At 69.0% G+C, this 19,091-nt stretch carries 22 protein-coding genes; 5 read left to right on the top strand and 17 right to left on the bottom strand.

Annotated features, from left to right (window positions below):
- Positions 1 to 57: 57 nt before the first annotated feature.
- Both EXE44_RS08395 and EXE44_RS08390 read right to left on the bottom strand, forming a co-directional pair.
- On the bottom strand, positions 58 to 468 hold the full coding sequence (locus tag EXE44_RS08395) for a hypothetical protein (protein ID WP_137716778.1): 411 nt from the start codon (positions 466 to 468) through the stop codon (positions 58 to 60).
- A 116-nt stretch (positions 469 to 584) separates the two neighbouring features.
- On the bottom strand, positions 585 to 1,262 hold the full coding sequence (locus tag EXE44_RS08390; protein ID WP_137716777.1) for a class I SAM-dependent methyltransferase: 678 nt from the start codon (positions 1,260 to 1,262) through the stop codon (positions 585 to 587).
- Between the two features lie 66 nt (positions 1,263 to 1,328).
- Here EXE44_RS08390 and EXE44_RS08385 point away from each other — a divergent pair, with 66 nt between their 5' ends.
- Positions 1,329 to 1,772, top strand: a complete 444-nt coding sequence (locus EXE44_RS08385) for a DUF2391 domain-containing protein (RefSeq protein ID WP_137716776.1) — start codon at positions 1,329 to 1,331, stop codon at positions 1,770 to 1,772.
- A gap of 51 nt (positions 1,773 to 1,823) precedes the next feature.
- Here the strand turns inward: EXE44_RS08385 and EXE44_RS08380 are convergent, their stop codons facing one another.
- Complete coding sequence (locus EXE44_RS08380; RefSeq protein WP_137716775.1) at positions 1,824 to 2,399, bottom strand: magnesium transporter; 576 nt, start codon at positions 2,397 to 2,399, stop codon at positions 1,824 to 1,826.
- Positions 2,396 to 2,968 carry a magnesium transporter gene (locus tag EXE44_RS08375; RefSeq protein ID WP_137716774.1) on the bottom strand — a complete coding sequence of 191 codons (573 nt, stop codon included), beginning with the start codon at positions 2,966 to 2,968 and terminating at the stop codon, positions 2,396 to 2,398. Before EXE44_RS08375 ends, EXE44_RS08380 begins: the two co-directional genes overlap by 4 nt.
- Before the next feature lie 233 nt (positions 2,969 to 3,201).
- Between EXE44_RS08375 and EXE44_RS08370 the strand changes: the two genes are divergently transcribed.
- Entirely contained in the window at positions 3,202 to 3,780 is a 579-nt protein-coding gene (locus tag EXE44_RS08370) for a hypothetical protein (protein ID WP_137716773.1), read from the top strand.
- Positions 3,781 to 3,810: 30 nt separating this feature from the next.
- Here EXE44_RS08370 and EXE44_RS08365 read toward each other — a convergent pair whose 3' ends face one another.
- On the bottom strand, positions 3,811 to 4,692 hold the full coding sequence (locus EXE44_RS08365; RefSeq protein WP_137716772.1) for a hypothetical protein: 882 nt from the start codon (positions 4,690 to 4,692) through the stop codon (positions 3,811 to 3,813).
- 178 nt (positions 4,693 to 4,870) lie between these two features.
- Here EXE44_RS08365 and EXE44_RS08360 point away from each other — a divergent pair, with 178 nt between their 5' ends.
- Positions 4,871 to 5,311: a hypothetical protein gene (locus EXE44_RS08360; protein ID WP_137716771.1), complete on the top strand. Its 441-nt coding sequence runs from the start codon at positions 4,871 to 4,873 to the stop codon at positions 5,309 to 5,311.
- Positions 5,312 to 5,342: 31 nt separating this feature from the next.
- Here EXE44_RS08360 and EXE44_RS08355 read toward each other — a convergent pair whose 3' ends face one another.
- The 6 genes from EXE44_RS08355 to EXE44_RS08330 all read right to left on the bottom strand — a co-directional run bounded on the left by EXE44_RS08355 (position 5,343) and on the right by EXE44_RS08330 (position 10,363).
- Entirely contained in the window at positions 5,343 to 6,524 is a 1,182-nt protein-coding gene (locus EXE44_RS08355) for an aspartate kinase (RefSeq protein WP_137716770.1), read from the bottom strand.
- Positions 6,525 to 6,945: 421 nt separating this feature from the next.
- Positions 6,946 to 7,584, bottom strand: coding sequence for a Zn-ribbon containing protein (locus EXE44_RS08350; RefSeq protein ID WP_137716769.1), 639 nt, complete (start codon positions 7,582 to 7,584; stop codon positions 6,946 to 6,948).
- Entirely contained in the window at positions 7,585 to 7,998 is a 414-nt protein-coding gene (locus tag EXE44_RS08345) for a DUF2073 domain-containing protein (RefSeq protein ID WP_121563371.1), read from the bottom strand.
- The gene (locus tag EXE44_RS08340; protein WP_006114713.1) at positions 7,998 to 8,639 is read right to left on the bottom strand and encodes an Era-like GTP-binding protein; all 642 of its coding nucleotides are present in this window, start codon (positions 8,637 to 8,639) and stop codon (positions 7,998 to 8,000) included. The genes EXE44_RS08345 and EXE44_RS08340 overlap by 1 nt, the downstream gene beginning before the upstream one ends.
- A gap of 206 nt (positions 8,640 to 8,845) precedes the next feature.
- The gene (locus EXE44_RS08335; protein ID WP_137716768.1) at positions 8,846 to 9,301 is read right to left on the bottom strand and encodes a DoxX family protein; all 456 of its coding nucleotides are present in this window, start codon (positions 9,299 to 9,301) and stop codon (positions 8,846 to 8,848) included.
- Positions 9,302 to 10,363 (bottom strand): sialidase family protein, encoded by a 1,062-nt coding sequence (locus EXE44_RS08330; RefSeq protein WP_137716767.1) that lies wholly within the window; start codon positions 10,361 to 10,363, stop codon positions 9,302 to 9,304.
- A gap of 79 nt (positions 10,364 to 10,442) precedes the next feature.
- On the opposite strand from EXE44_RS08330, the gene EXE44_RS08325 reads away from it, so the two are divergent.
- Complete coding sequence (locus tag EXE44_RS08325) at positions 10,443 to 11,450, top strand: TatD family hydrolase (protein ID WP_137716766.1); 1,008 nt, start codon at positions 10,443 to 10,445, stop codon at positions 11,448 to 11,450.
- Between the two features lie 50 nt (positions 11,451 to 11,500).
- Here the strand turns inward: EXE44_RS08325 and EXE44_RS08320 are convergent, their stop codons facing one another.
- The 3 genes from EXE44_RS08320 to EXE44_RS08310 form a co-directional block, all read right to left on the bottom strand.
- On the bottom strand, positions 11,501 to 11,959 hold the full coding sequence (locus EXE44_RS08320; RefSeq protein WP_137716765.1) for a hypothetical protein: 459 nt from the start codon (positions 11,957 to 11,959) through the stop codon (positions 11,501 to 11,503).
- A gap of 134 nt (positions 11,960 to 12,093) precedes the next feature.
- Positions 12,094 to 12,978, bottom strand: coding sequence for a fumarylacetoacetate hydrolase family protein (locus EXE44_RS08315; protein ID WP_137716764.1), 885 nt, complete (start codon positions 12,976 to 12,978; stop codon positions 12,094 to 12,096).
- A gap of 40 nt (positions 12,979 to 13,018) precedes the next feature.
- Positions 13,019 to 14,374, bottom strand: coding sequence for an amidohydrolase family protein (locus EXE44_RS08310; RefSeq protein WP_137716763.1), 1,356 nt, complete (start codon positions 14,372 to 14,374; stop codon positions 13,019 to 13,021).
- 97 nt (positions 14,375 to 14,471) lie between these two features.
- On the opposite strand from EXE44_RS08310, the gene EXE44_RS08305 reads away from it, so the two are divergent.
- Positions 14,472 to 15,188 carry a TetR/AcrR family transcriptional regulator gene (locus EXE44_RS08305; RefSeq protein WP_137716762.1) on the top strand — a complete coding sequence of 239 codons (717 nt, stop codon included), beginning with the start codon at positions 14,472 to 14,474 and terminating at the stop codon, positions 15,186 to 15,188.
- Between the two features lie 83 nt (positions 15,189 to 15,271).
- Here the strand turns inward: EXE44_RS08305 and EXE44_RS08300 are convergent, their stop codons facing one another.
- Genes EXE44_RS08300 through EXE44_RS08290 form a run of 3 tightly spaced genes read right to left on the bottom strand, consistent with a single transcriptional unit; the run spans position 15,272 to position 18,259 of the window.
- Positions 15,272 to 15,724 carry a hypothetical protein gene (locus EXE44_RS08300; protein ID WP_394348227.1) on the bottom strand — a complete coding sequence of 151 codons (453 nt, stop codon included), beginning with the start codon at positions 15,722 to 15,724 and terminating at the stop codon, positions 15,272 to 15,274.
- Entirely contained in the window at positions 15,721 to 16,959 is a 1,239-nt protein-coding gene (locus EXE44_RS08295) for a beta-ketoacyl synthase N-terminal-like domain-containing protein (protein WP_137716761.1), read from the bottom strand. Before EXE44_RS08295 ends, EXE44_RS08300 begins: the two co-directional genes overlap by 4 nt.
- On the bottom strand, positions 16,949 to 18,259 hold the full coding sequence (locus tag EXE44_RS08290; protein ID WP_199241194.1) for a CaiB/BaiF CoA-transferase family protein: 1,311 nt from the start codon (positions 18,257 to 18,259) through the stop codon (positions 16,949 to 16,951). The genes EXE44_RS08295 and EXE44_RS08290 overlap by 11 nt, the downstream gene beginning before the upstream one ends.
- Positions 18,260 to 19,091: the final 832 nt, after the last annotated feature.

Here is a 19,091-nt window from a genome sequence, read left to right as displayed (position 1 = left end):
GCGATGCCGTGTGCCGAGAGCGTGCGTGTCGGGAGAAGACCGGAACCCCGACGACCGTTAGTCGCCCTCGGGAACGCCCGTGTTCCCGACGGAACGCTCATCGTCGAACGGGCCGCGCTCCTTCGCTGCGAGCAGTCCGCCCAGGTAAGCGGAGACCCCGACGAAGATGATCAGAAACGAGACCGCAGCGCCGTACCCGTTTGGGAGCGGAAGCCATCGGACGCCGACGAGCGCGGCGAAGTTGGTCACGGCCAACGAAAGGAGAGTCCACCGGTCGTTCCTCCATCCGCTTCCGGTCCACCTGTCGGGAAACTCGCGGTTGGTTCGAAACTGGAACGCGACGCTCACAGCGAGCGCGACCGCGACCGCGCTCGAAAGCAGGACGTCGATTCCGAGCCAGAGCAACGCTCCCCCCGTTCCGACACCGAGGCCGAACGCTGCGAACCGATGGTAGCGGGGCCTTAACATACGAGTCGCTGACGTGCGCTAGCAAAAAACTGTACTGGCCGCCCGGAGACACCGCCACCGTACTCAGCGGACGACGCCCGTCGGTCTCCCGGGGATCGACGCCTCCGAAGTCCGATTCAGGGAGCGACGCCGACCGTCAACAGCGTCCCCCACGTCCGATACCGATCGATCATCGCCTCGCGCGACTCGTACCCCTCCGTCGGGAACTCGGAGGCGTCGGGGATCTCGGTCTCGCGGTCGGGGATCGCGTCCTGCTCGGCGACGTACAGCCCGGCCTCGCGGAACGCCTCGCGGTACTCGTCGCGCGACCACAGCGTCATCTCGACCGAGATGTTCTCCTGCCACGCGTGGGTCGTCTCGCTCTCTTCGAAGTAGTTGACCGCGCAGTAGAAGGTGCCGCCCGGCCGGAGCACGCGCCGGACCTCTTCGAGGGTGTGGACCGGGTCGCTCGCGTAGTAGAACGCCTCCATCGAGAAGACGTGGTCCAGCGAGTCGTCGGCGAAGGGGAGCTCGTCGAAGTCGCCGACGAGGTAGCCGACCGCGCCGTCGTCCGTGTACCCGCGGGCGTTGTTCGCCATCTCGGGGGCGCCGTCGAGGCCGTACCCGCGGCCGATGCCCCGCTCGCGGAGCGCGCGGAGCGCGTAGCCGGAGCCGGTGCCCAGATCGAGGACCGCGTCGCCGTCCTCGACCGGCATCCGCGCCAGGACGTGTTTCGCGGTGTGCCAGTGCCGGTCCTCCATGCCGCGGTCCTTCCCCGCGGCCGCCCACTCGTCGAACTCCTCGCGAACGCTCATACCGGCCGGACGTGGAGAACGGTGAAAAACGGCGGTGTTTTACCGACTCCGGTCCCGGTCGTGGGTATGAAGCGACCGCGAGCGCTCCGCCGCCCGCACTTCCGGGTGGCCGACATGGCCCAGCAGTCGGTCGGTGGCTTCCTGCTCGCGGGGCCGTTCGTCGTCACCGCGGAGGTGTGGGAGCTCGCCGCGGGGATGAACTGGATCCAGGCCGCCGTGACCGCCGTGCTCGTGGGGCTGATCGGCTACGCCGCGCTGTACCGGGCCGACACCGGCCGCGACGTGGACGAGGAGCCGGACCTCGTCGGGATCCCGACGCGGTTCGTCTCGCTGATGACGGTCGCGTTCGGCTCCGTCCTCCTGCTCGCGCTGATCTTCGACGCGCCCGAAACGTTCCTCGTCGAGGGCGGGATCGGCGACGGCGCGGTGGTCGCGACGACCGCGAAGGCCGTCGCCGTCGGCGCCGTGTTCAGCGTCGTCGGCGCCGCGACCGCCGACAGCGTGTTCTGAGAGCGGTCGCCCCGCCGCGGTCCGGCGCGCCGCGACCGGTCCGCGACCGCCTCACAGCACGACCGAGACGACCGCGAAGAGGATCAACACGCCGGCGACGTCACAGAGGTTCGTCACCACCGGAATCGTCGTGTCGTCGGGGTTGAGTCCGATCCGGTAGGACGCCTCGACGGCGGCGACGCTGGCGGCGACGACGAGCGCGGCGAGCGCCATGCCGGAGACCAGCGAGATCAGTAGCACCCGGCCGAGCGCGAGCGACCCCCCGAGCGCGAGCCCGATGGCCCAGGCGGCGACGCCGACGGCGCCGAAGACGGTCGCCGCGAGCGCGAACACCGCGCCCGCGTTCGCCCGGAGCGCGGGGTTCGACGGGCTGGGCTCGTAGGTCCCGAGGTACAGCTGCGTCGTGAGCCGCGAGCAGGTGATCGACGCGAGGTTGCCGGCCGTCCCGATCTGGACGGGGACGAGGACGAGCAGGGCCGGGTACCGGAGGAGGACCGCCTCGTAGGTCTCCAGCACGGTGCCGGAGACGAGTTGGAGCACCGACAGCGCGGCCAAAAGCGGGATCATCGTCCGGACGATCCGCCGGACCGACCACTCGTCGACGACGGTCGACTGCGGCTCGGTCACGAGACGGCCCCCACGACGGCCACCCCGACGAGGAGGAAGAACACCCCGAACACGTCGCCGAGCGTCGTGACGACCGGCCCGATGACGTTGTCGGGGTCGAGCCCGCGGCGGTAGCCGACGAAGATGACCGCGATGAGCACGGTGATCATGAGGACGGCGGAGAGGAAGCCGGCGACGACCATCACGCCGAGCAACTGGAAGAGGCTCCCGCCGTCGCCGAACAGGACGAGCGTCGCGTAGGTGACGACCGCGATGAACACGGAGACGGTCATCCCGTTGAGGAAGGAGGCGACGACGGCGTTGGTGAGCCGGCGGTCCAGGCGGAACCGCGGCTCGATGATCCCCTGGTGGAGCCCGGTCGAGAGCCGAGCGCCGAGCGAGCCGTACACCCCGCCGCGGGTCGCGAGGAACGCCGGCAGAAGCAGGAGGAGTCCGGGCACCTCCGCAATGTTCGCGCGCATGGTCTCGGAGGCGAGTATCGTCCCCGCGAACAGCCCGGCGATCAGGCTGACGGCTATCACCGGGAGCGCCTGCCGGTAGACGTCGCGCGCGGAGTCGTGCCGGGGCATCGACCGCACCGACGGCGGGCGGGGCAAAAAAACCGACCGGCGAGACCGAGGGCGTCGGCTCGCGGGCAGGCAGCGGGCCGACCCGTGCCTATCAGAACCTCCAAACGAAACGAAGGGGGAGAGCGTGGGCGACCGCGACGTCCGTCAGACGCGGACCGAGCGACACGCCGGGGTCGGACGGTCTGAGATGCCCCGGCCCGCACCGTTAAGTCGGTCCGGCGAGTTCCGATCCCATGGACTACTCCCTCGCCATCGAGAACGGGCCGGAGGCGATACCGGGCGGGACCGGACTGCTCCTCGTCCACCCGAGCATCGGCGAGACGGACCGGATCGACACGGACTTCCTGAAGACCGACACCGACGCGTTCCTCGTCGTCTCGACGCGGACGACGGCGCGGGAGGTCGAACAGAAGCTGGAGTACTACGACGTCGACGAGACGAAGGCGACCATCCTCGACACCCTCTCCGTCGAGCGCGGGTACTCGCGCCGCACGTCCGACGACGTCTACTACGTCTCCGCGCCGGACGACCTCGACGGCGTCGTCGACCGCGTCGAGCGGTTCCTCACGGAGAACGAGGGGAAGCGGCGCGTCTCCGTCGACTCGCTCACCGAGATGGCCTACTACGCCGACGACGACGCAGTGTACGAGGCGGCCGCCGAGATCCTCGACCTGCTCGACGAACACGACGCGGTCGGCATCTTCCACCTCTCCGAGGAGGTCCACGAGGTCGCGACCCTCGACCGGTTCCGCGACCTGTTCGACGGCGTCATCGACCTCGACGGCGACGGCAACGTCGTCGTCGACGTCTGAACGGCGGTTTCGCCGCGAGCGGGCGCCCCGTTACTCCTCGTCGTCGACGAGCGCGGCGAACGTCTTCTCCGCCCACGCGACCGCGTAGGGCGCCCCGCGTTCCCGGTAGGCGGTCGTGTCGAGCGCGCCGTACGGCGCCGGCAGGTCGAGGTCGTGTTTGACCGCCGAGCAGGCGTACTCCGTCGCGGCCGGGAAGTCGGTGTCGCCGCGCGCCACCTCGCCGGAGAGGTCACCGAGCCGCCCGGAGAGCCGGTCGCCCGCGTCGACCCACGCGCCGAACAGCCGGGGATACTCGTCGGCCCACGACGCGAACGCGTCGCGGGTGTGGAGCCCGACCCACGCGTCGAACAGCGCGTTCGCGACCTGGAAGACGTCGGTCGGACCGAACCCGGTCGTCGACTCGCCGGTCTCCGGGTCCGGGCGGCGGATCGCGGCGTCGAGGTCGCGGTAGCGCTCGCCGAAGAAGGGCAGGAACGACTCGGGGAGGCCGGCCGGGTCGCCGCCGTTCGAGGCGTCGCCGCGGACCGCGCCCGGCGCCGGCTCGCGACCGATCTGAACCAGCCGCTCGGCGATCAGGAACGCGAGGAAGTCGTCCGGCGTCCCCTCCGCGCGGCGCTTGACGAGGACGGCCGGCGGGTCGGTCTGGGTCGTCCGGACGACCGTGCCGTCGCCGGGCAGTCCGACGGTGAACGCCGGCCCGGTGTGCTTCCGGAGCAGGTCCGGGACCGAGTCCGGGAGCCACTCGGTCGGGTAGGAGGCGGGGTCGAGGCCGTCGACGAAGAGCCCGAGGTCCTCCGCGGCCGCCGGCGGGAGCGTCTCGAAGTCGGCGTCGACGTCGAGGACGGGCGACCCGGGCGCGTACCGGTCGCGGACCGCCGCGAGGTCGTCGTCGAGCGACCGGGACGAGAACATCAGGCGAAGACGTACGAGAGGACGATGAGCACCGAGAGGACGGCCGAGACGCCGACCGTACCAACCACGATCTGGGTCGATTTGTTCATGCGTGCCACTGGGCGCGCCGGTCGTTAAAATCATCCGGTCCGCGGCGACCGGGCGGCGATTTTATGTCGCCGGGGGAGAGTGCGGAGGTATGCGAGTTCGCGACGGGGTCGAGGCCGACGCCGCGGCCCTCGCGTCGATGACGGGGCGCCCCGAGGGCGTCGTCCGCGACATGATCCACGACCGGTCGGTCCGCATCGGCGTGACCGACGGGGCCGACCCGGCCGCCGACGCGGACGCCGGCGACGACACCGCGGTCGACGCGGTCGCGGGGTTCGTCGCGTTCGACGTGCGGGACGGCGTCGTCCACGTGACGAACGTCGAGGGCGCCCCCGACCCGGTCGAGCGCCTGTTCGAGGAGCCGGTGGGGTTCGCGACCCGGGAGGGGATGACCGTCGAGGCCGTCCTGCCGGCCGACGGGACCGCGGCCGACGCGGCCGAGGCGCTCGGGTTCGAGGCGGTCGGCTCGGGACCGCGGATCGACGGCGCGACGACGACGCGGTACCGGTTCGATCCGGAGGAGAGCGGCTGAAGGCCGGGGAGGTCGGGCCGGATCGCTCCGGTCAGTCGAACCGCTGTTGGACGATTTCGAGCGCCTCCTCGCGGTCGTCCCAGTCGACGAACACCGCGACGGAGGTGGCGCTGGTGATCAGGTCGATGATGTTGATCCCGGCGTCCGCGATGGGCGCGATGATGTCCTGGATGACGCCGGATTGGTTGGGGAGCTCGCCGCCCGTGACGCGGATCACGGCGATGGGGTCGGCGACGGTGACCGAGGAGAGCGCCTCGTCGGTGACGACCGCCTCGTGGAGCAGCGCCTCGGCGGTCTCAGCGACCTCGACGTCGACGTAGAAGGTGACCGAGTCCATGCCGGAGGCGACCGCGTCGATGTTGATCTCCTCGGCGCGGAGCGCGTTCGCCAGCTCCGAGAGGATCCCGGGTCGGTTGCGGATCGCCCGTCCGGCGATGGTGAGACACGCGAGCGGCTCCTCGCGCATGTCGATCAGGCTCTCGAACTCGCCCTCGATCCGGGTGCCCCCGCGGAGGAGGTCGCCGTGCTGGTAGTGGACGACCCGGACGGCGAGGTCCTCGTCCTTGTACGAGAGCGCGGAGGGCGCGACGACCTCGGCCCCGCGGAACGAGAGGTTTCGCAGCTCGTCGACGGTGATCTGCCCGACGTTGCGCGCGCCCTCGACGACGCGCGGGTCGCCCGTCATCACGCCCTCCACGTCGGTGACGATCACGACCTCGTCGGCGTCCATGTAGTTGCCGAGCATCACCGCGGTCGTGTCCGACCCGCCGCGCCCGAGCGTGGTGACGTTGCCGTCGTGGTCCTCGGCGAGGAACCCGGTGATGATCGGGACGACGCCGTCCATGTCGGCGGCGACCTTCCGCGCGCGCTTCTTCGTCTCCGCCACGTCGACCTCGCCGAGCTCGTCCGTGATGACCGGCCAGTCAGGATGGCCGGGTTCGAGGAAGACGGCGTCGACGTCGCGGACCGACAGCGCCGCCTTCAGCATCCGGACGCTGGTGCGCTCGCCCATCGAGACGATCTCGGCGCGGTCGGCGTCGTCCGTCTCGAAGGTGATGTCGTCGAGGAGGTCGTCGGTGGTCGACCCCATCGCGCTCGCGACGACCGCGATCTCGTGGCCGGCGGCGACCGCGCTCGCGACCGAGTCGGCCGCGCGCTCGATCCGGTCGCCGCTCCCGAGGCTCGTGCCGCCGAACTTCGCGACTACGCGCATGCGGCTACCTCGTCGGGAGCGCGAGGCGCTCGGTGTCGGGGGTGCGGTCGGCGGCGGGCGAGCGGGACGGCGCGATCCGAACCGGAGCCGGAGTCCCGGCCCGGTCGGCGGCGATCGGTAAACATGCCACTGCGTAGCGGAGGAAGCCGGATAACAGTATCCTCTTCGACAAGGGTCGCCCGAATCGCAGAACCGCACGAAAGGACGGGAGAGACGCCGGGAAAGCGAAACGAACGATCACCGGAAATCCGGACGGCGTCGAGCGACTGGGGGAGCGGTCGCGGAACGCGGCGCGGGGACCGCGGAACCGAGGGACTGCGGAACCGAGGGACCGGGGAGTCGGAAGCGGGGAGTCGGGGGCCGTGGGGTCAGGGTCCGGGACTGCGGGGGCGGGGACTGCGGGGGCGGGGCGGGGAGGTCGCTACTCGTCCTGGATGCCCCACGCGTCGGGCATCTCGATGACGTACCGGCCGTCCTCCTGGAGGGAGATGATGTACTCCTGTCTGTCGTACAGCTCCATCAGGTTGAGCTCGTACTGTCCGGGGCTGACGATGCGGATGCTCTCGAACTGGTCGTTCAGTTCGTCGCGGAGGGCGTCGATGCCGGGCTGGGGCTCCTCCGCCGCCGGCGTCTCCGCGGGCTCGACGTCGCGGCTCGCGCGGTCGAGTTCGTCCGGCGACACCACCTCCGAGCGGGCGCTCGCCTGCGCGGTGTCCTCGTCGCTCCGGTCCGCGATCTGTTCGGTGCCGTCGGACTCGCCCGGGGCGTCAGCGCTCGCGGAGGCGTCGCTCGGCGCCGCGTCCGCGGGCTCGGTGGGACGGCGGTCGGCCGCGGGCTCGTCGGGCGTCGCCGCTGGCGAGTCGTCCGGGCTCGGAGCCGTCCGGTCGGACGGGTCGGGCGCGGACTCGGACGCCCGGCCGCCCTCGTCGGCGCCGGCGTCGGACGCGGCTCCGGCGGGCTTGAACTGGAACTTGTTCCCGCCGCAGTCGGGACAGCCCGACAGCATCTCCTTGGAACCGTCGGGGAACGTCCGCCCGCAGGAGGTACACTGATGTGGCATCTACTTGCGGGAGACGAGCGTGCTGATGAGGTTCTCGTCTTTGTGGAGGGTCTCGATGCGGTTCGCCGGGCCGATGACGGTGAGCTTCTGCGTGGACTCGCGGCCCATCAGCTTGTCGAGGAAGCTCTGGTCGCCCGCCTCGGCCTTCGGGTACGTCTCTATCTCGATGCCGGTGAAGTCGTCGGGGCTGATCTCGGTCATCGTCACCTCGATGAGCTTCGACTCCTCGTCCGGGGAGAGCCCCTCCTCGAGGATGACGATGTTGCCGTCGCGGACGCCGTCGAGGATGAGCCGGATCTTCTCCATCCCGGTGAGCCCCTCCATCCGCGCGCCGCTTATCATGTCGATCCGGACGCCGTCGTCGCCGTCGTCCGGGTCGTCCGCGGCGTCGACGTTAGCTTTCGGACCGGCCATTAGCCGAAGTACTCCGCGATCTTGGTGTACACTTCGTCCATGTTGTCGCCCTCCAGCGCGGACAGCGGAATCGTCTCGTGTTGCGGGAAGGCGTTCGCGATCTGCTGGACGTCCGACCCCTCCAGGTCCGTCTTGTTCGCGAGGATGAGCGCCGGCAGGTCCTGCGACTCGATGATCCCGATCAGCATCGTGTTCACCTGCGTGAACGGGTCGGTGGTGGAGTCGAGCACGTAGATGACGCCGTCGACGTCCTCGCGGAGCCAGTGCATCGCCTCCGCGACGCCCTCGGTCGCCTCGCGCGACCGGCGGACGGCGTCGTCCTTCTCCATGTCGTGGTCGAGGAACTCCTTGTAGTCGACCTTCGTCGTCACCCCGGGGGTGTCGACGATGTCGATGGTGACCTTGCGCCCGTTGCGCTCGATCTCCACGTTCTCCTTCCGGCGGGCCCGGCGAGTCTCGTGGGGGATGTGGCTCTCGGGCCCGACGGCGTCACCCGTCCAGTCGCGTGCGATCCGGTTTGCGAGGGTCGTTTTGCCGGCGTTCGGCGGTCCGTAGATCCCGATCCGCTTGGGCTCGTCGGCCGCGAACAGGCCGTCCGTGACCCGCGATATGCTGTCTCTGAGATTCGTGAGCAGTCCCATCCTGACCTCCAGTCCGTGTGTGGTTGACCCGAACACCGCGGTCGTTTCGCGACGCCGTTCGATCCGTGCGCTCGACGCCCGTTCGGGGAATTACGGTAGGGTCCTCGCCGCTCTCACTTAAGAACTGCGTCAGACATCCCCGATCCGGAGCGTCGACGCCGGACGGACCCGAAATTCGGGGCCGGTTACCCGAAATACGGGACCGGTCACGTCTCGTCGGACTCGGTCGAGGGGGCGCTCGCCTCGTCGCTCCCGCTCGCGGCGTCGAGGAAGACGAGGGCGCCGCCGAGCAGCGCGAGGTTCTTCAGGAAGTTGATCTTGTTGCCCTGCCGCTCTTTGCCCTCCATCGTCCAGAAGTCGTGGATGGCGGGCGTCGTCCCGAGGAAGAAGACGACGAGCGCGCCCGCGGCCGCCCGCGGGAGCCGCCAGAGGACGATGCCGAGGTTGGCGACCAGCAGCATCCCGGTGACGAACGGGACCAGCACGTCGGGCATCGGGACGCCCTTCTCCTCGGCGACGGCGACCCGCTTGTCGTTGTTCCTGAACCCGTCGACGGCCATGTACGCGAGGACGCCGCCGTACAGCGAGCGGCCGAGTAGCGACGGCGCGTCGCGGCCGGATCCGCCGTCGGCCTCGGACCGGGATTCAGATTCGTCCGCCATTCAGACCACCTCGATCCGGCTGACGTTCGCGTCGACGCGGCCGACCGTCTCGTAGGTCGGCCCCTCGTCGCCCTCGCCGTCGAGGCGCCGCATGATCCGGCCCTCCACGTCGTCGCGCTCGTCGGGCACGTCGAAGAGCCCGGAGCCGCAGACCACGTCGCCGTCGTGGACGGCCCACGTCTCGATGATCTCGTGGGGCTCGCCGGGGAAGTCGACGCGCTCGAAGTCGCGGCCGAAGTTGGTCGACTCGAACAGCGCGACCTCGTGGTCGTCGTTCACCCACGCGGGCGGCGCCTCCTCGCCGCCGCAGAAGATCACCCGGCCGTCGTGGACGAACACGCGGCGGATGTACGAGAAGTCGCTGCCGACGTCGAGGCGATCCCACGACTCGCCGGCGTCGGTCGTCCGCCACAGGCCGCCCTCCCCCACGGCGTGGCCGAGCCCGAGGTTCTCTAAGTCGTGGTCGAGGTAGCCGGTCGCGGCCAGCCACACGTCCTCGGAGATCGGGAGGACCTGGTGGACGTCGTCGACGATGGCGTCCCGGTGGTCCGTCCACGTCCGGCCGCCGTCGCGGCTGACGTGGATCCCGCCGGCCTCGACGCCCGCGATCAGGTGCTCGGGGCGCCCGGGCACCGCCTCCAGCGCGCGGAGGCGGGCGTAGTGCGGGTCGATCGGCGACTCCCAGTGCCCGCGGGAGGGCAGCTCGCGGAACCCCTTCTGCTCGGTCCACGTCTCCCCGCCGTCGACCGAGCGGAAGACGTACGGGTCGTTGGTGCCGGCGTACAGCGCGCCGTCCGCGGTCGCGAGGATCGACCACACCTCGCTGGTCCCGGCGTGCCAGAACCGGTCGCCGAGCGGCACTTCGAGGTCGGTCCACGTCTCCCCGCCGTCCAGCGAGCGGTACGCGCCCGTCGAGGAGGCGACGAACACGCCCTCGGTGTGGTCCCACGACTTCACCGCCGTGACGACCCCGCAGTCGAGGACGGGGTCGAGGTCGCCGCGCTCGAAGGGGACCTCGTCGGTCCGGTACAGGCCGGAGTCTGTCCCGATCAACAGTGTCATATCCGTGTGTCCGTCGGAGGGACAATAAAGTTTTACCAACCTGTAAAATGCTAAGTGGCCGGGGGACGACGGTGTGGGCATGACCGCGCCGCACGCCACCGTCCGCCCGACCGACGCCGACCACCTCGACGAGTCGGCGGCCGACCTCCCGACGGAACTGCTGAACCTTCCGTGGATCGACCCGCACAACCACGCGCACACGCTCTCGTGGGAGGACCGCGAGCGGTACGCGCTCGCCGGCTGTCGCTCGATGGTGATGGTGTCCTCGGGCTACCACTGGACGCCCTACAAGCCCGTGGAGGCGAGCGACATCCGGTTCCTCTGGGACGACGCGATCAACCGCCGCCGCGCCATCGAGCGCAACCACTTCTTCGAGGCGAAGCTGAGCCTCGGCGTCCACACCGGCGTCCGGATCGAGAACCCGGACGAGCTGCTCGACGCGATGGACGACTACTGCGCGCTCGACGAGGTCGTCGCCGTCGGTGAGACCGGCGTGACCCCGAGCCAGCACGTCGAGCGCTGGAACCTCGACGAACAGCAGGCGGTCGTCGAGGCGCAGATGGCGCTGGCCGCCGACCACGACCTGCCCGTGCTGCTCCACACGCCGAACACGACGCCCGACGCGAAACGGGAGTACCGCGACGACCTCGGCGTGACGCCCGGCTACGAGAAGAACGCCGGCCTCGGGACGGAGCCGGTCCTCGACGGCGAGAACCCGGCGCTGGAGGCGGTGAAGCGAGACGTCGCGGCCGCGCACGACGCCGGCCTCGCCGAGGAGCGCGTCGTCGCCTCGCACGCGGACGCGAACAACACGGAGTACCTGATGACCGAGACGGACTGCTACCTGAGCTACACCATCGGGCACTCGTGGCTCGTCGGCGTCGACGCCGCCGACGTGGCCAACGCCATCGACGAGTACGGGCCCGAGCGGATCATGATCGACACCGACACCGCGAACGTGCTGCGCACGGACCCGTACGCGGTGAAGCGCGCGATGTTCGAACTATACCGCTACGGGATCGACGTCGACGACATCCGGACCGTCGTGTACGAGAACCCGCGGGACGTGTTCGGGCTGGCGGAGTAAGCCGTTTAGTATGGGCAGTAGCGATTACTGATACGTAACGCACGAACCGCTCACTGGTCCGACCCGGTTCGGGAGCGGGCAGAGGATAACTTGCCGAGCAGAACGCTTCCGATCGTGACAGCCGCGCAGATAGATCCGGCGACGAGTACGGAACGGGAGATCAGAGGGGTCTCTTCCCGCGGAAAGAAATTGTAGAGGACGTCGGTGACGGGCGAGGCTAAAAACACGAAAGCCGCGCCGCTGACGGCGGCGACCTGGATCGTCCGATCGAACTCACGCAGCGATCTGGGGTCGCGAAAGACCCTCCAGAGGATACTGACGGTGAGGACCAATACCAGAACGTTCCTGCCACCACGTCCGAAGAATACGGCGAACAGCATTCCGATTCCGAGCGGCGCGTCTCCGGTAGCCGGTTCGAGCAGAGAGAACAGCCACACCGGGTCGACGATCCACAGCAGCCCAGCGAGTATTGCTATCGGGACCGCGCCGGTCGGAAACGAATCTGACACGGTTCAGAAATATATTTTACCAATAAATGTTTTCTCGTACCTCAAATGTTTCCAATGAATATGATTCTGGAACTAAGGCATCAACGGAGCCTCGACAGCAGGAACCGCTCTCAGATTCCGACGGCGCGACGGACCTACTCCGTCACGAACTCGGTCGTGAGCTCGCCGACGCCCTCGACGCCGATGGTGACCGAATCGCCGTCGCCGAGCAGCACCGGGGGCTCGCGGTAGACGCCGACGCCGGGCGGCGTGCCGGTGAAGACGAGGTCTCCCGGTTCGAGCGTGAACGCCTGACTACAGAACGAGATCAGCTCGTCGACGCCGAAGATCAGGTGGTCGGTCGAGGACTCCTGGAGGCGCTCGCCGTTGATCTCGGCGAAAATGTCGAGGTCGTGGGGGTCGCCCACCTCGTCGGTCGTGACGAGGTCGGGGCCGGTCGGCGCGAACGTGTCGAGGCTCTTGCCCCGGACCCACTGGCCGTCGCCGTGCTGGAGGTCGCGCGCGGACACGTCGTTGCCGACGGTGAAGCCGGCGACGTGGTCGAGGGCGTCCTCGGGGTCGACGCGGCGGGCGCGCTCGCCGATCACGGCGACCAGCTCGGCCTCGTAGTCGACCTTCTCGGTGTACTCGGGGTCCCAGCGGACCGGGTCGTCGGGGCCGACGACCGAGGTCGGGAACTTTGAGAAGAGGACGGGCTCGTCCGGGATCTCGTTGTCGCCCTCCTCGGCGTGGTCGCGGTAGTTCAGCCCGACGCAGACGACCTTCCGCGGGTCGTCGACGGGGGCGGCGCGGTCGAGGTCGGCCGGGTCGCGGACGCCGACGCCCGTCTCCGCGGCGTGTTCGACCGCGAGGTCGACCTTCCGGCGCCACTCCCAGTCGGCGAGGAGGTCGCTGGTCCGGCTCGGTACGTGGACGCCGGCGGCGGCGCCGGCCTCGGCGAGGTCGACGACGCCGTCGTCGGTGGCGACGCCGGCCCACGGTGTCTGTTCGTCCGTCGTGCGGTATTGTCCGATTCGCATGTGAAAGTGAGTGAAGTTGTAAGAGGGGTGAGTCGAGGCGTTACAGGTCGATGCCGGCCTCGTCGAGGAGGCGCTCGCCGGAGGCGACGAAGCGGTCGAACTCCTCGTGGACCTTCGGGTTCGTCAGTTCGCCGTCGCGCTTGACGACCTCGCCGTCGACGAGGACGGTGTCGATGTGCGAGGGGTCGGCCTGGAACACGACGGTCTCGATCGGCGAGTGCGACGGCGCGGTCATGAAGTCGTCGGCGTCGAACAGGACGAGGTCGGCGCGCTTGCCGGGCGTGATGGTCCCGATCTCGTCGTCCAGCCCGAGCGCCTTCGCGCCCTCGATCGTGGCCATCTCCAGGGTGTCGCGCGCGGAGATGCTGACCTCGGTGACCTCCTCGTCGCCTTCGAGGACCTTCTGGTTGTCGAACATGCGCTGGAGCTGCATCCCGATCCGCATCTGGCTCCCCATGTCGCCGCTGACGTTCGAGCAGACGTCGACGCCCCACGTCGGGCGGCCGCCGGCTTCGAGCACCTTCCCGGTGACGGGGATGCCGTGGCCCATCTGCATCTCGACCTCCGGCGTCGACGAGAAGGAGACGCCCTGTTCGACGGCGTGGTCGATGTCCTCCTGCGAGAAGTGGTTCCCGTGGGCGACGTTGACGTCGGGGCCGAGCATGTCCTCGATACAGCCGAAGCCCTGGTAGTCGCCGCCGTACTCCGAGGACGGCCACAGCGCCGCGCCCATGTGGATCGTCGAGAGGACGCCGAGGTCGCGGGCGAGTTCGAGGTCGCCGCGGGCGGTCTCGTCGGTACAGAAGTCGGGACCGCGGAGCCCGAGCGCGAGGCTGAGCAGGTCGTCGTCGCGGATCTTCTCCTCGTGGAGGGTGCGGATGTTCTCCTCGGGGAGGCCCACGTCGCTCTCGTACCACCACTTCGCCGAGTCGTCGCCCGGCGGGCCGTAGGTGTACACCGCGCGCAGGCCAGTGTCTTTGAGCGCGTCGACGGCGCGCTCGCCGTGTTCGAGCGTGTTCGGGTACGACCAGTCGAGGGCGGTCGTCGTGCCAGTGTGGAGCTTCTCGAAGGCGCCGAAGAGGCCGCCGAGGTACATGTCCTCGGGCCGGTAGAGCCCGGTGATGTTGCCGAGCATGTGGTCGAAGTACTCGTTCATCAGCGACCAGTCGCCGGCGATGCCGCGGACCTGCGTCTGCGCGAGGTGGATGTGCGAGTCGACGAAGCCGGGGACGACGATCTTCCCGGCGGCGTCGATCTCCTCCGCGTTCGACGCCGACAGCCCGGTGCCGACCTCGACTATCTCCCCGTCTTCGATCAGGACGTCGGCCTCGTCGAACTCCTCCACGTCCGGGTCCAGCGAGACCACGGTCCCGTTTCGCACGATCGTCTGTGTCATGTTCGATAATAGGGTTTGACCAAGAGGTTAAAACTTTACCGGACGGTAAACCAGCGAGAGGCAATCGTATTATGTACCTCACCCGTAGAGTGTGGGTATGAGCGAATCACAGGGCGGACCGGCGGGCGACTCCGTCGAGTCCCGGAACGACGCCGGCGCCGACGGGTCCGAGCGAGACCCTCCGGCGGACGATCCCTCGGACGAGTCCGGCGAGGAGACGGTCTCCTCGAAGGACACGAAAGAGGTGATCATGGAGGCGACGTTCCGCGCGCTGAGCAAGCACGGGTACAAGGACCTCCGGATGCGCGACATCGGCGAGGAGATGGACCTCACGCGGCAGGTCATCCACTACCACTTCGACGGGAAGTACGACCTGATGTCCTCGTTCCTCGAACACATCATCGACCAGTATGAGGGGAGCGTGGTCGTCGACGGGGATGCGGACCCGCGGACGGAGCTCCGCGCCCGCGTCGACCAGTGCCTGTTCGGCCCCGAGTTCGAGGAGTTCAGCCACTGGGACCGGATGAAGGTGTACCACGAGCTGTACACGTACGCGCAAAACGACGGCGAGCACCGCGAGGTGTTCAACGAGCACTACGATCGCATCCGCGGCAGCATCGTCGAGGTCGTCGAGGAGGGGATAGAGGAGGGCGTCTTCCGCGACGTCGACGCGGAGCGGATGGGCCAGCTGGTGACCGACGTCATCCACGCGGCCCGCGGGCGGCGGATCTCGCTCGGCCACGAGGACGCGCCCGAGGAGGCCCGGAAGGCGATGGACGAGTTCATCTTCGAGTCGCTCGAACGGACCGAGTAGGCGAAGAAACCGAGTAAGTAAAGAAACCGAGCGGCCGAGCAGGCGAACGCGTCAGAAGCGGGATTGGAATCTGTTTGCTTTCGTCAGGAATCGTCGACGGCGACGAGCCGCGGATCGGTCCGCTCGCGGTCCTCGCGGAGCCGGTGAGACCCCTCGAATCGGACGGCTTCGCCGGGGGCCAGGTCGCCGTCGACGGCCTGCGCGACCAGTCGGACGTCGTCGAACCGCGCCAGCGCGAGGTGGTTCGGCGCGCGGACGTCCGGGGGGGTAGTCTCAACCGTCGTCGTCGCGACGACCTCGCCCGTTTCGAGCGGAACCGTTCCGGCCGACTCGGCGCCGTGGCCGCACGCCGGACAGCGGCGGCGGTCGTAGTACCAGCGGTGGCCGCAGTCGTCACAGGCGAACGCGCGGTCCGCGGGGATGTCTCGATCGGCCGGCCGGTCGGTGACCGGATCCGCGGAGGCGCCGGTGTCCGGGCGGTCGGAGTCGGTGCCCGGGTGGTCGGAGTCGGTGTCCGGGGAGTCGGAGTCGGTCACGCGCGCAACACCGTACAGACGCTGTTGTTCCCGAACCCGGCGACGTTGATCGCGAACGCCGTCTCCGCGCCGTCGACGCGGCGGCCCGCGGGGAGGTCGCCGCGAAGCTGCCACACGAGTTCGACGATCTGCGAGAGCCCGGTCGCGCCGAGCGGGTGGCCGCGGGCCTTGAGCCCGCCGCCGGGGTTGACCGGGAGGTCGCCGTCGAGCGCGGTGTCGCCGTCGAGCGTCGCCTCCCACGCGGTCCCGGTCTCGTAGAAGCCCAGCTCCTCGAGTTCGATCAGTTCGAGGACGGTGAACGCGTCGTGGATACAGGCCACGTCGACGTCGTCGGGGGCGATCCCGGCGCGGTCGAAGACGCGCTCGCCCGCGGTCCGGACCGACTCGATCGAGAGGGGGTCCGGGCGCTCGGCGACCGCGTGGGTGCCCGTCGCGCTCGCGATGCCGGCGACGCGGGGGGCGACGCGGTCGGCGTCGCTCCCGTCGGTGCCGTTGGTGGCGTCCGTGGCGTCACTGGCGTTGGTGGCGTCGGTGGGCTCCGTAGCGTCCGTGGGGTCGGCGGCGGCCGCCCGGGTCAGGACGACTGCGGCGGCGCCGTCGGACATCGGACAGCAGTCGTACAGCCGGAGCGGCGCGGCGACGACCGGGGAGTCGAGCGCGTCGTCGACGTCGATCGACTTCCGGAACTGGGCGACGGGGTTGTCGACCGCGTTCCCGTGGTTTTTGGCCGCGACCGCGGCGAGCGCCTCGCGGGGCGCGTCGTGGCGGTCGAGGTAGGCGCCGGCGGCGAGGCCGCCGAACGAGGGGAGGGTGAGCCCCTGCGCGTACTCGCGGCGGTGGACGAGCCGGCTGATCGCCTCGGTGACGGTCCGCGTGTCGCCCGCGGACATCTTCTCGGCGCCGACGACGAGCGCGACGTCGGCGTCGCCGCTCCGGAGCGTCTCGACGCCGCGGTGAAACGCGCTCGCGCCGGTCGCGCTCGTGTTCTCGATCCGGTCCGCGGACGCGCCGTCGAGGCCGAGCGCGGCCGCGAGCGCGTTCGCGAGCCCCGCGCCCTCGTCGAGCGCCTCGGCGAGCGCGTTGCCGAGGTGGAGCGCGTCGACCGCCGCGGGGTCGACGCCCGCGTCCGTGAGGGCGCGCTCGGCGGCGGTGGCGGCGAGGTCGGTGAGCGAGCGCTCGGTCTCGCTCTCGAAGGGCGTCATGCCGACGCCGCCGACGCGGACCTCAGTCGTCATTCCCGTCGGTGTCCTCGTCATCGGAGTCCTCGGCGGCGTCGCCGAACACGCCCAGCTCCGCGAGGCGGTCGATCTCGGCCTCCGAGTAGCCGTGTTCGCGGAACACCTCGCGGTTGTGCTCGCCGAGCAACGGCGGCGGGAGCTCGAAGCCGCTCTCCGCGTTGCGGAACTTGAGCGGGTGCTCGATCACGGGCACCTCGCCGAGTTCGGGGTGTTCGATCTCGGTGATAGTGCCGCGGGCGTCGATCTGCGGGCTGTTGAGCGCTTCTTCGACGCTGTAGACGGGGCCGGCGGGGACGCCGGCGTCCTCGGCGATGACCTCGATCCACTCGTCGGTCGTCTTGTCGGCGAGGGTGGCCTCGATTTCGGCCTCGAGTTCGTCGAGGTGTTCCACGCGGTCCGCGTTCTGCTCGAAGCGGTCGTCCTCGGGGAGGTCCGGCCGGTCGAGCGCCTCGCAGAGCTCCCCCCAGAGCTTCTCGTTGAGGATACAGATGTTGATGAACCCGTCCTTCGTCTCGAACGTCTGGTACGGGGCGAGGACGGGGTCTTTCGTCCCCATGCGCTTCGTCTCCTCGCCCGCGAACACCATCCCGGCCTGCTTGGTGAGCCACGGGAGGGTGGCCTCCAACATTCCGAGGTCGATGTACTCGCCCTCGCCGGTCCGCTCGCGGCGGTAGAGAGCGGTCGTCGCGCCGAAGGCGGCCCACATCGCCGTGATGAGGTCGGTCATCGGGAGGCCGACTTTGACCGGCTGACGGTCCGCCTCGCCGGTGACGCTCATGATCCCGCTCATCCCCTGGATGAGGAGGTCGTAGCCGGAGCGCTCGCGCCACGGGCCGGTCTGCCCGAACGCGGAGATGGCGAGGTAGATCAGGTCCTCGTTGTGTTCGGTGAGCGTGTCGTAGTCGACGTCGAGCCGCTCGGCGGTGCCCGGGCGGAAGTTCTGGATGAAGATGTCCGCCTCCTCGACCAGCTCGTACAGCGCCTCCTTGGCGTCGTCGTTCTTTAAGTCGAGTTCGAGGCTCTTCTTCCCGTAGCTCAGCGTCCAGTAGTACGGGGACTCGCCCTTGATGAACGGCGGTCCGGAGTGGCGGACGGCGTCGCCGTAGCCGGGCTGTTCGATCTTGACGACCTCCGCGCCCTGGTTCGCCAGCATCGCCGAGCAGAAGCCGCCGGTGACGAACGTCGAGAGGTCGAGGACGGTGACGCCGTCCAAGGTCCTCCCGCCGCCGGCGGGGCCGCCGGCACCGACGCCGTCGGTGTCGGTGTTGTCGGCACCGGGGGTGTCGCCATCAGTCATCGGACCACCTCGTCCGACGTGCGGAATCGGGTCATGTGTGCGTGTACCGTTTGTTTACCATGTGGTAAAACTATCGCCGCCAACCGTGACGTTCGTCAGCGGCGCGCCGTGGGTGGTGAGCGTCGTCGAGGTGGAGCGTCGTTGAGGGGGTCGTTGTCGGGGAAGGACGTTGTTGGGGAAGGTCGTTGTCGAGGAAGGGTGTCGTCGAGGCGAAACGTTGCCGGTGAGAGGATGTCACCTGAGAGCAGGTGTCGACCGGTAGCCCCCCACCCCTTCGTTTCAGGTGGAACCCGGAGAGGTGTCGGGGTGGATGGTGGCTGCTCGGGGTCGGTTGGAGCTACACTAGATAAAATCAGCACGAAGATCAAATAAAACAACCACAATACTACAAATATAATCTAGAGAGGATTGTCGAGGGTACTGTTATATGGTTTGTGTATTAAAACCACCGCTATCTATAGCCACCCCAACACCCCCACCCCACCCATTCGGCGTTCCACCCGAAACAAAGGGGTGTGGGGGTAACCCCAACCGACGCGGCTCCCCGAGCATGGAACCGCGACCCGAAATCGCCGAGCGTGAGACGGAACGCCGATCCGACTGCGATCAGCTCCGAGACGATTGCCGGAGGGCGAGATGACCCCAACGGCTGTCGATGTCTGCTACACGCCTTGGTTCCGTCGAGTCGCCTCGCGATCCGACCGGCCGTCATTCGAATTGGCTCCGTCTCCCGACCGGTTCGACCGGCGCGTCGTTCGACCCGAACCGACCCCCTATCACCCCGATGCTCCAATCGAGGGGGACGTTTCAACTCCAGAGAGGAACACTTTTG

This window comes from Halorubrum sp. SS7 (genome assembly GCF_005435055.1).
Classification (GTDB): domain Archaea; phylum Halobacteriota; class Halobacteria; order Halobacteriales; family Haloferacaceae; genus Halorubrum; species Halorubrum salinarum.
This window is presented reverse-complemented; position numbering and strand designations above follow the sequence as displayed.